At 54.1% G+C, this 12006-nt stretch carries 9 protein-coding genes; 1 reads left to right on the forward strand and 8 read right to left on the reverse strand.

The features are described 5' to 3' along the window. Nucleotides 1-5: 5 nt before the first annotated feature. The gene (locus tag AC6F7T_RS04265; protein ID WP_500716756.1) at nt 6-1181 is read right to left on the reverse strand and encodes an ATP-binding protein; all 1176 of its coding nucleotides are present in this window, start codon (nt 1179-1181) and stop codon (nt 6-8) included. A gap of 168 nt (nt 1182-1349) precedes the next feature. Here AC6F7T_RS04265 and glgP point away from each other — a divergent pair, with 168 nt between their 5' ends. Then, nucleotides 1350-3062 carry an alpha-glucan family phosphorylase gene (glgP, locus tag AC6F7T_RS04270; RefSeq protein ID WP_500716757.1) on the forward strand — a complete coding sequence of 571 codons (1713 nt, stop codon included), beginning with the start codon at nt 1350-1352 and terminating at the stop codon, nt 3060-3062. A 462-nt stretch (nt 3063-3524) separates the two neighbouring features. On the opposite strand, the gene AC6F7T_RS04275 is transcribed toward glgP, so the two are convergent. From AC6F7T_RS04275 to AC6F7T_RS04305, 7 genes are all read right to left on the reverse strand, one after another. Then, on the reverse strand, nt 3525-4379 hold the full coding sequence (locus AC6F7T_RS04275; RefSeq protein ID WP_500716758.1) for a hypothetical protein: 855 nt from the start codon (nt 4377-4379) through the stop codon (nt 3525-3527). Between the two features lie 79 nt (nt 4380-4458). Then, nucleotides 4459-6114: an alkaline phosphatase family protein gene (locus AC6F7T_RS04280; RefSeq protein ID WP_500716759.1), complete on the reverse strand. Its 1656-nt coding sequence runs from the start codon at nt 6112-6114 to the stop codon at nt 4459-4461. A gap of 22 nt (nt 6115-6136) precedes the next feature. Next, nucleotides 6137-7426 carry a glycosyltransferase gene (locus tag AC6F7T_RS04285; protein ID WP_500716760.1) on the reverse strand — a complete coding sequence of 430 codons (1290 nt, stop codon included), beginning with the start codon at nt 7424-7426 and terminating at the stop codon, nt 6137-6139. Nucleotides 7427-7429: 3 nt separating this feature from the next. Continuing rightward, nucleotides 7430-9682 (reverse strand): hypothetical protein, encoded by a 2253-nt coding sequence (locus AC6F7T_RS04290; RefSeq protein WP_500716761.1) that lies wholly within the window; start codon nt 9680-9682, stop codon nt 7430-7432. After that, complete coding sequence (locus AC6F7T_RS04295; protein WP_500716762.1) at nt 9679-10431, reverse strand: VTT domain-containing protein; 753 nt, start codon at nt 10429-10431, stop codon at nt 9679-9681. The genes AC6F7T_RS04290 and AC6F7T_RS04295 overlap by 4 nt, the downstream gene beginning before the upstream one ends. A 201-nt stretch (nt 10432-10632) precedes the next feature. Continuing rightward, complete coding sequence (locus tag AC6F7T_RS04300) at nt 10633-11319, reverse strand: endonuclease/exonuclease/phosphatase family protein (RefSeq protein WP_500716763.1); 687 nt, start codon at nt 11317-11319, stop codon at nt 10633-10635. Between the two features lie 124 nt (nt 11320-11443). Further along, on the reverse strand, nt 11444-11920 hold the full coding sequence (locus AC6F7T_RS04305) for a single-stranded DNA-binding protein (RefSeq protein WP_500716764.1): 477 nt from the start codon (nt 11918-11920) through the stop codon (nt 11444-11446). Nucleotides 11921-12006 lie beyond the last annotated feature (86 nt).

Genomic DNA, 12006 nt, shown 5'->3' on the forward strand with positions numbered 1-12006 from the left:
ATCATTCAGAAAAAGGTATTGCTCCGGACTTTTTTTTTAAAGGTCTCGAACAGCATGCTGCCGGCTGCTGCCGCTCCGGGAAACTCGTAATCATTCTGCAGGCAATCCAGATCGTCCAGCGCTACCACAGCCGAAACCGCTTCAGCATCCTGTCCTTGCTGATCCTTATCAGTGAAAAACGGCAGCAGGGCTTCATCAAGCCGCCGAGTATCAGGATAAGAGGGACCGGCCAGGCGATGGGGCAACGCCAGCCAGGCCACTTCGCGCAGATCCTGCTGATCGATCTGCTCTTGCTCACGCAGTGCGGCATGGGCCCGGGCCGCCTTGAGCAGAACAATATCGGCCCGGTGTCCCTGGACGCCAAGGGACAGGGCCAGATCGGTTATCAGTGTATAGATCTGCGCGGGGATGAAGACATCCGCCAGGCGCTGCCGAGCCGCCCTGACCTGCTCCGTCAGAAAGGCGTCCTGCCCGGACCAGTCAGCGACAAAGTCGGCAGGGTTCTGTTCATAGGCCAGACGGCGCTGTAACAGTTCCCTCCGTTGCGCTGGGTCTTCGAGTCCGGAGACGGTCACACACAGACCAAAACGGTCGAGAAACTGCGGGCGCAATTCCCCCTCTTCCGGATTCATGGTGCCGATCAACATAAACCGCGCCGGGTGGGTGACGCAGAGTCCCTCACGCTCGACGCGGTTGATGCCGGAGGCAGCGGCATCCAGGAGCAGATCAACCAGATGATCTTCCAGCAGATTGACCTCATCGACATAAAGAATGCCGCGATTCGCCGCCGCCAGCAAACCCGGCTCAAGATGACGCTCACCGCTCTGCAGGGTTTTTTCCAGGTGCAGGGTGCCGACCAACCGGTCTTCTGTTGCTCCCAACGGCAGCTCAACCAAGGGCGTTGCGACAATTGCGGGGGGGAGTTCTTGCTTTAGCTGATAAGCTTCCAGGCATTCCCGGTGCATCTGTTGCGGCTGATCGGGTGGGCAATGATAGGGACAACCCGCCACCACGGAAATGGGTGGCAGTAATGTCACCAGTGCCCGCGCCGCCGTCGATTTGGCGGTGCCCTTATGGCCGCGGATCAGGACGCCGCCGATGGAGGGATCAACAGCGTTGAGCAACAGCGCCATCTTCATCCCCTGCTGGCCGACAATGGCGCTGAATGGGAAGTTGTTCACGATTGTTTGCCTCTATAGCCAAAGATGTTGTGTTGATCTATCACCAAAGCGAATTTGTTCAGCTGTAATGCTACCAGATCCGCTTGAGGATCTCCCGCCTTTTGTTATCCTTGAGCTGTGACCCTGATGGTTGGCTGGCTTCCATTCTTCATATAATAAGGAGCCTTCATGGAACGGCGCAATATCTATATCCAGAATCAACGAATCGCATATTTTTCCATGGAGATCGGCCTGAACGCCGACATCCCCACCTACAGTGGCGGTCTCGGCGTGCTCGCCGGCGATACCATCAAAAGCGCCGCCGATCTCAGTATTCCGCTGGTTGCCGTGACCCTGCTGTACCGCAAAGGGTATTTCCGCCAGGAATTTGACCACACCGGCTGGCAACACGAACACGACATCAACTGGGCACCGGAACGCTACCTGCAGCTGCTCCCCCAGAAGGCACTGATCAGTATTGAGCAGCGTGATGTCAAGATCCAGGCCTGGCTCTACCGGGTTAAGAGCCCTGCCGGTGGTGAAGTTCCGGTGCTTTTTCTTGACACCGACATTCCCGGCAATGACGATCAGGATCGGCACCTCACTGATCATCTGTATGGTGGTGATCAGGCGCTGCGCCTCAAGCAGGAAATTATCCTCGGGATTGGTGGTGCCCGCATCCTGCAGGCGATGAATTTTTCGATCAAAAAGTACCACATGAACGAGGGTCATGCGAGTTTGCTGACGCTGGAACTGCTCAACCAGACCCGCCTGAACCTGGGCGACCATTCAGATGATTTCAGCGCCAGCAGTATCGGCGAGGTCGCTGAACAGTGTGTTTTTACCACTCACACCCCGGTTCCCGCCGGCCACGACCGCTTCCCCTATGATCTGGTGGAAAAGATTCTGCCGGGGGATATTCCCCTGGCCACGCTCAAGAAGTTTGCCGGCGAGGACGAGCTCAATATGACCATGCTGGGGATGAACTTAAGCCGTTTCATTAATGGCGTTGCCAAACGCCATGGTCAAATCTCCCAGAACATGTTCCCCGGCTTTCAGATTCACGCCATCACCAATGGTATTCACCCCTACACCTGGTGTTCCCCCTTCATGGTCAGACTGTTCAACCGCTACCTGCCTGGCTGGGCCAACGAACCGGAACTGCTGGTACGGGTTGACACCATCCCTGATGATGAGATCTGGGACGCCCACTACGGTGCCAAAGCATTGTTTTTTCAGTATATCCACGAGAAGACCGGCACCCTGCTTGATCCCGATCTCTTGACCATCGGTTTTGCCCGCCGCGCTGCCACCTACAAACGCGGCGACCTGATCTTCAGCAACCTGGACCGCCTGCTCGATATGGGTGCGGGAAAACTCCAGTTTGTCTTCGGCGGCAAAGCCCACCCTCAGGACAATGAAGGGAAAAAGGTCATCCAGCACATAATCCAGCAGGCCGAACAGATGCGTGGCTCCATTGCCCTGGTTTATCTGGAAAATTACAACATGGAAACAGCGGCCCAGTTTATCCCCGGCGTCGACTTATGGCTCAACAACCCCATGCGGCCCCTTGAAGCCTCGGGCACCAGCGGCATGAAAGCCGCCCTGAATGGCGTTCCCAACTTCAGCGTTCTCGATGGCTGGTGGATCGAGGGCCACATTGAAGGAGTCACCGGCTGGGCCATCGGACCGGCCCCGCAAGACATTAAAGACGGCAATAGCCATGCTGATGAAGATCTCGAAGACATGTATAACAAACTTGAGAAAATTATCATCCCGCTGTTTTTCGACGATCGTGCCGGATGGATTCAGCTGATGAAAAACGCCATCGGCAAAAACGCCTATTACTTCAACACCCATGTGATGATGCGCCGCTATGTCACCGAGGCCTATATCCATTAAATGTTACGATTCTGATAATATTAAAGCGCCGCAAGACACGGGAAACCAGAAGCGGGAGCATAAAACCACAGGGTCCCCTTTTCAGGGAACTGTTGTTGCGTTTTAATTGCTTTTTCCGTGTTTTCCGTGGATCCACAAGTCTTTATTATTCGTATCTGTTCAGCACCGGATCTTCGCGTCCTATGTCAAGGGACGCGATTGTTTCCCGTTGGGTCATCCCTGACCGCTTGTTGTCGCCATCCATGGCGACAAACACCCTTGTCACAGCCCCCCCGACCCTGCGCAAGGACAGTGGTAAATAGTTACGGCTGTTGTCTGCCGATCGTTCCAACTGAAAATCAGGCTGACGACAACTGGCATCAGGCGCTGTCGCTGCACGACGAAGACCATAAATATATCCTCACTATTGCGGTGAACAGGACCTGCGCAACCAGAGCCATTTTGACCATCTTAAAAGCCATGTCAGTTCTTCGTCCTGAACAGCTTTTGTGGCAGGGTACGCAGCAGGTAAAAAACAACCACAACCAGGACAATCAGCGGCAGGGCTGGAATAAAGGAACCGCTGGTGTGGGCGAGCATGATCGCCACAAACAGGGCAAGAGCCGATACCGGCAGATAGCGCCAACATAATCGATCGGGATAAGACCCTGGCGGTGGGCCGAGCAGGTTGTCATTCATCCGGTAACGCCGTGCCAACGCAGCAAAGAAAACAACCATGATCCAGTCGGACACGCCGAATACAGGCACCAGATCTGGTGCCCCCGGATAGGAAAATTTGACCAGCACCATATCGATTAAAGGCGGTGAGCCAACAGGGTCCAGATAGTAGGCCTCTATCTCCCGGGCAAACTCAGCCGTTGGACCAATTGCCCAGCTGGAAAAATCGGCGAGCATCATTACCAGACACAAAGGAAGCACTTCCCACAGGCGCTTGACGTAACGGGCCAGTGCAACACCAACCAGGGTTCCGGTAAACAGCAGCAAACCCGAGGCCAGGGCGCTCACCAGCAACCGGGGCTCGGCAACTGACAAACGGTTGACCAACCAGATCAGCGCAACCAGAAGCAGCAGCCAGAACAGATAAAATCCGCGATTGCGCTTTTCTGGTTGCAACTGGATGGCCGGCAGAATAATCTGCGCCGCCAGATACAGCTGCACCAGCACAAAGACCTCAGACCACCCGATGGCTGTCATTTGCAGGAATTCAATAGCTAACCAGAGCCCCACCAGCGTGCCACTCCACAAAAGGCAAATGCCTGCCGTTATAAGCAGTAGACGCTTGTTATGGGCACTGAAGATAAAAAGCTGTCGCAACATGGCGGGCAACGATGCCCCCTTTAAAGATTGTGGTAAAGAGGAATATCTAAACAGATGATTATCTCACTTTTTTTAATTTTTAAGTAATTTTTCCAGGTACGGGTTCATCGCCCGGACGACTGAAAGTTTTCCCTTCATACGACCGATCAAGATAATGTAACGCCGCCTTGTGCAGATCCTCTGGGCGCAGGTAGCTATATTCACGCGCAGGCAACCAGGTATCCCTGGGCAACAGTGCAAACCCGTTGGTCTCTTCAGGCGAGATACCGCCATGGGAGCCATTCTCTTCCGCAAAAGACAGGGCAGTTACTCCGTCACACCAGCCCAGCAATATAAAGTCACCGGCATCCGGATGTTCACACAGACGCAGCAGATCATCACCAAGAGCATCTATAAATGGATGATTTGCACCAAACAGGGCGATGATATCCTCCGGCATTTGGAATTCAGCCGTTGCGGTGCAGGCGCGAAACCTGCCAGGCGCGATCTGTCTAATGACGACGGGAACCTGGTGAGTCTGTACCAGTTCAGCAGCGATGCTCGCTTTTTCTGTCTGCGCAATTTCTTTTTCCATGTAGAGGTGCGCGACTGGCCCCAAAGCGGTCATGATCGGTTGAATGTCGTACGGAATATTGCCATTTCCATCAAGGACAGAAAACAAGCGCTGAATGGTGTTACCCCCCAGAAGACGAATCCGCCTGGTCTGAACGCTACTGGTACTTTCGGCATGGATATTCTCAGGGGCGATATTCAATTTTGCAAAAGTTGCCTTGACGGCCTCAACCAGTGGATACCCCTGAACCTGGTCAAAGGGGCGGACTTTGATCTGACCGTGATCGGAATAAATCCAGACCTCGTAGTCACGCCATGGGGCGTGGTTGGCAGCTCGCCACAAACGGGCGACAGCGTCGTCGATTCCCTTGAGCGTCCAGTGGGCGAAGAGCGAATTCGGCCCGCGGCGATGAGCTTGTTCGTCATAACCGAGTAAGTTGATATGGATGATCGGCAAGCCGCGGCTGATATCGATCTTGGCGCCAATCACACAGAATTCACGTAACAGAATACAGATGCCGATCCGCGTCGGGATAAAAGTCAATTCTTTGATAAAATCCTGACCGCGAACCAGTCCACGGGCGAAATCAAACAGCGCCAATCCCAGTTCCAGCGGCAGCAAAACTGCAGCCCGGAGCAAACTGTAAAGATTGGCAAACAGAAACGCCAGCACCACCAGGGGATTGGCTGCCCGGAGGGTTGCACCCCAACCCATTGATGAGGGACAGAAGTGCGATTCTGCGGCACCACCGGTAAAGATATCGGAATAGGCGCTGCCCTCCTGAAGCAATGGACTGTTACCGGTTTTGGTGTGATGTTCTTCAAGCTTTGCAGCCGCTTCCGGCTCATACATGCGAACAATGTGACCTGATTCATGATCCCTGAAAGAGAACGCCGGCACCGCACCTTTGACACCATAAAAGAGTTCTGATTGAACCGCCGGCGTGGTCGATGGCAGCCCTGAATAGTGCGCGTGGGACTGATACTCCTCGCGCTGGATCAAACGGCGTAAGAGGGGCATTTCCCCGCGCGCAACAGCCTGTTCAAACTGGCATTGCGAGAGCCCGTCAATCTGAACCATGATTAACCCGGGACGGGTTGATGATCCTTCTGAAGCCGGAAGGCGTAAAAGCCGCGCCAACCAGACACTGCGGCTGAAAACACGACGGAGGTGCCTGAGCATGTTTTCCATACGACCTGTCATATCAATCTTTTTCTGAAAAAAGGTGGGTATCGATGGCAGAATCGCCTGCTCTTGCAAAGCTTTTAAGGATGTCCCACTCGGTTTTGATATAGGTCAAAATCTCATCCAGATTGCTTACATCAGCATCAGCATCAGCTTTAACCTGTAGCTGTTCGCTGAGGGTTGCATAGCAGGTCAGAGCCGTATCTGCGGAAATAGGCATGGAAAAATCGTAGGCCGTGGCAAGTGCTGACTGTTGCAGAGCACGACGTTGCTGGGTAGTCCGTTCGTACACCCACTGCAAGGCGGCACTGAAAGCTGCCACTGAGGTATCGTGCAACAACCTGCCGTTGTCTTTGTCCTTCACCACTTCGCGCACACCTGGAGCATCAAGGGCGACCACCGGCAAACCGGCCGCCATGGCTTCGGTCAACACCATACCCTGGGTCTCGCTGGTTGAAGCGAAGGCAAACAGATCCATCGCATGTAATGCATCTGCTAGCTGTTGCTGCTGCAGAATACCGGCGAAGTGTAACCTTTGTGCCAATTTGGATCGGGTAAATATCTCTCGAATAGCATCTATGGAGGGGCCGGTTCCGACCACCAGAAAATGTGTTGGTGGATGACGACTGACAAAATCTGCGACCGCTCGCGCCAGAAACGCCAGGTTCTTTTCCTGCGCCAGTCGTCCCAGGTGACCAACAACGAAGGCGTCCTGCGGAATATTCAACTGCTTGCGAAATGCGGCGCCTTCACCGCTGGCGAAACTGTCCAAACGCACCCCGGTCGGCACCACAGTGATGGGTGCCGTGACGCCACGCTTGCCCAACAGGTCACAGATGCTCTCGCTGGGAGCAAAAACCTGATCGCAGAGATTGGCATAGCTGGTAGCAAGCTCAATGACAAAGCGTTTCATCCTAGGGGAATTACCCGGCACATAGTGGGTATATTGCTCATACAGGGTGTGGTGAGTGAACACCAACGGCAGCCCGCGATGACGTGCCAGGCGCAATGCGGTGAGCCCCAGCAGGAAAGGATGCTGTGAATGAACGATATCGGGATTAAAATCATCAATAGCTTTAGTCAGATGCGGGTGAATCGGCAACGCGACGGAAAAATCACTGGCGTTAAAGTGTTGAATGGCATTGATCCGCACGACGTCAATTTCGTCCTGCGGCATGTCAGGAAAGTCAGGAGCCACGACCAGCACCCGATGGTCACGCTTGCGGTATTCCGCAACGAACGCTTCCACCGAGCGAGCCACACCGCCGACGTGCGGGGTGAAGGTATTGGTGATAATAAGTATATTCATGCATCATGATTCCTTTCTGCTCAGGATAACCGATCCGCTGCCGGCGGCAACAGATGTCGTCTCGAAACCGGGCAGTCGGATTTCAATCGGGGGCTCGTTGTGATGCCAGTCACCCCGCCATTCGATTCGTGGCGAATGACCGGAATCCAGCGTGATACTCAGGGATACCGGGCCAAAGGTTGTTGGAGCCGGACCAAAATGGATCGGCGCACTGTGTGCAAGCCAGCGCTCAGGCACCCCAGCCGCCAGGATCAGCTGTTCACCTTCTTCGCGGACAAAACAGTTACGCACCATCAAGACCCATTCAGCCGCCGCCCAGACATGGTGACCATCACCCATACAGCCGCCCCCAGTGTGCGGGTGGATCGCCTCCGGCCATTGTCCGGTCGCAGTTGCCAGGGCGGCAACGGCATCCATCAGTTCAAGGTAGCGCGCATCGCCGACACGCAACATTATTTGCGCCACGTGCAGGGTCAGGTAGGCGTTAAGGCCGGAATGAATCATATCCTGATAAAAGGCACCATTGACGAAGCAGTGATCGAACAGAAACTCGACGCAGTCGAGAAGACGGGGATCATCTGCGGCACAGAGCTGGGTTGGATAACCGAAGGCCAGTGAACCGATCGCGCCGGCATCCAGACGGCGATAGGGAGACGCCGGCATGGCCGGACGCTTCAGGCGCACGGCACAACCAGCCAGGCTGCGTTCAACCGCCGCCGCGAAAGCGTCGGCGTCTTTAGCAAACTCCCGCCCATGGTCGAGGTCCAGTTCCTGAACCATGGTCGCTGCCGCGCGCAGGCCGGCGATCCCCCAGAAATCATCCCAATAATAATAGTCATTAAGGCCCAGATGTTCAGCACTGAAACCGGCCGGCAACAGTCCGGCATGTGGGGGGCCTTGATCGTCGGCAAGCCGCTTGCGCATAATCCAGCGCGCCCCGCTCTTAACCGATTTTAGCCAGATCGGGTCAAACGGCTGTCCGGTCAAATCAAAATAGCGCTTGAGAATCCATAGCACCTGCCCATTGGAATCCCACTCTCCGTCTTGGGAACGGAAATATCCCAGCACCGTTTGACGTTTCGGAAAACGCGCCAGTGCACGTTCGGCGCGACTGGTCAGACCAACGCAGAGGAGCGCGTGAATAATAAAAGCTGAATCACGGAACCAGAAACGCTTGTAGGTAAAGGGGCCGGGATAGACATCATCAGGCGAATGCAGAATCAACGAGGTGACTGCAGCGTCGTAGAGAAACTGGTAGCGCGGTTCCGGGCAGGTGAGTTTACACAGCCCTTGCTTCTCCTTGTGCCACGCATCTGGAACAAGATGTTCACCTGTTGGACCAGCAGGCGTGAGTGGTATAGTGACGGTCACATCAGCTGTAGCACCTGCTTTAACCGGGAACAGTGCCACCGCCGTCGCCATACCGACGGCGCAGCGACCCGCAGTTTGTTCCATCGGATCGCTCAGGTGAATGAAAACGTCACCCTTGTGATAATCGGAAACCTGGTGGTGTTTGACGGGACTGCTGAATTTGACCCGGTGGGTCTGATCGATCATCCAGGCGGTGCGCTCATCTGACAGACTAATTTCGTGAATGAAGCTGATTCCCTCGGGGTTATAAGGGCGCAGTGCCAATACCAACCGGGCATCGCTGTCGGTGCAGGCCTGCAACCGCAATTTGCATACCGGCAACCCCTCTTCGAGCTGTACCCAGGCTTTGCTGGTCAGCTGTAACCCTGAACCTTGTGTTTCCGTGGTGATGCAAACATCAGGGACAAGATCCTGTCGTTGCCGGCACTCGGGGGCACGTGACGGCAGCAGAGATCGCCCATCTTCGCAGATCAGCCAGGAATCGATTGACCAGCCATCATGGAAGGGGGTAAGCAGGCCCCGGGGGTCGACAATCGGCAATTCCGTGCAATCGGGATAACCTACAGCTGTCCAGTTGCGGTGAGTCAAATTGATGTGGGTCAGGGAAAAAGCCCGTGGAATGAATGACACATCATGGGGATCAAACTGCCGCTCGATCCAATAAGGCCAGACCCAGTCAAGATTATGCTGAATAACCCGGCTGTTAATCAGGCCGCGGGCATGAAATACGACTCCGGCACGCAACAGTTCGATCGGTTCAGCAACTTCCGATGGCTGGGCAAAGCTGTGCAGCCGAGCCAGCAGAGCGAACGGGTCGAGAAACCCCTTGCTCCGGGCAATGCGGCGAACAAAAAAACGCCATGGCAACCACCTGAACACACTCAAAATGGTTCCTCCTCACCGCTGCCATGACTCATATATTTTTTCAATGCACGACGAGCGAGGTGGTTAAAGTAAATAACTGCGATGACGGTGGCTAGAAAACCAGCCGCGTACACAACCCATCCCAGAGGTGAACGATCCAGACTTCCGACGGCTTGCGCGCTGATATCAACAGCAATGGAACCGAGATAGACATTATGAATAGAAAAAGGGACAAAACCGAGCAGCGAACCGGCAACAAATCCGGGCAACGAAAATGACGTCAAGCCGAAAAAATAGTTAGAAAGCTTGCCCGGAAAAAAAGGGATCAAGCGCGTCAGTAGCACGATCTTCCACCCCTGCGGTGTGAGCTCGTCACTTAACAGGCGTAATTTAGCTCGGGATATGACAAAAGATCGTGCTCTCTGTCCAAAAAGATAGCGAGCAATCAAAAACGCAAAGGTTGCACCGAGGGTTGTCCCAATAACGACATAGATGGAACCTTCGACTACGCCGAAAACAAAACCAGCACCGGTGGTCAGCAGCACCCCCGGCAGCACCAGCACAACCACAGCTGCCATAATCAGGATGAACAGCAACGCCGACCACGCCCCTTTGGTATCGACCCAGCGTAGCAACTGCAGCAGCTGTTCATGAACATCGAAATAGACCATCACTGCCAGCAGCAGCGCGACGAAAAGCACACTGGCAGAAATGGCCAATAACGGTGATTGTTTGCGCATGCGGTCATGTCTGAATGGACCCTGATTCATATAATTCCTGAGTTTGTGATTATCAGGAAAGTCTATCACCGGCTGTATATATATCAATGTCCACTGCGCCACGCTCCAGTGTTCATTGAAGCGGATTCGACAGCGGCAACGGGTGTGTATTTTTACAGAAAAAGACAGGAGTGAACTTAAGCATTGGCTTCGATAAATCAGGAGGTTAGCTATTTTGCATTTATAAACCAGTCAATCACACAGCTCCGCGACCAGCGGTAAGTGGTCTGATGCCCGGCGGATCAGAGGACTGCGTGGCACACTCAATCGCACTAATTTTCTCCGCGGTTTGACCCAGATTCGGTCGAGGGCAAACAACGGCCAGCGCGCAGGGAAGGTGCGCGGAGCAGGCGTAGCTGAAAAATTCCGTTGTAACCACCGCAGCGGCCGCCCCCATAGAAACCACTCGTTCAGATCCCCGAGCAACACCTTGGTATGCTCTCCCGGAGATGCCTGTAGCCGCTGCAGTAACGCCTGAATCTGCGCGCGCCGTTCAGCAGGCCGTAAGCCCAGATGGGTTGCCATCACCTCAACTTTTTTCCCATGATTATCCAAAATAACATGCAGCGCGCCCCGTGGTTCTCTGCCGGCAACGCTGAGATCGTGACGCTCTATGGAGAGTATCGGTAAAGAGGTTAACAATGCGTTACCGTAGTGACCGCTGGTGCGGTTCATGGTGATATCGTGCAGGGCCTGCCAGGGTTTGCCGACACAGAGAAAGTCGAGCAGACCAGGGTCGCGATGCAGCAGTTCCACCTCCTGCAGAGCGATAATGTGAGCATCAAGGGTGTCAAGAACTGCCTTGATACTTTCCGGATCGTAGAACCCGGCACGTCCGTAACAACGGTGAATGTTGTAACTGGCCAAACGTAGGGACATCTCTGATCTCAGATCCTCTCCTCAAAAAAATGATATTGGTCACCTGATGCGTGCAGGAAAATTAAAAGCGCAACCTTAATAGGCTGCGCTTTATAGTTTACACTTTTATTTGGTTCACCTTCGACTAAAATGGAATTTCGTCGTCGGGGTTAAATGCCGGTTCTTCAAACTCCTCCCCGCGCGAACTGCCCGCCGACTTCTGCTGGCCACCGCGCGCAGACGAGCCGCTGTCCTGCTGGGCTCCGTAACCGCCGCCACCCTGTTGTCCGTCATCCTTGCTGCCAAGCATCTGCATTTGGTCCATCACAATCTCGGTAATATAGCGCTTGTTACCATCACGATCGTCATAGGAACGAGTCTGGATTTTCCCCTCAATGTAGACCTGTTTCCCCTTGTGGAGAAACTTGCCACAGATTTCCGCCAGTTGCCGCCAGGCGACAATATTATGCCACTCGGTCTTTTCCTGCCTTTGACCTTCACGATCCTTGTAGCGCTCTGTGGTCGCCAGCGAGAATGTCGCCACTGCCGTGCCGGACGGGGTATAACGAAGTTCCGGGTCTTTCCCCAGATTGCCTACCAGAATGACCTTATTAACCGACATGAAAACCTCCTTATGTTATACATAATAATCACACTCTTAGAATGTCATGAGCTTGGCATACTACACTGTTGAGGGACAGACTAAAA

This window comes from Pelovirga sp. (genome assembly GCF_059864205.1).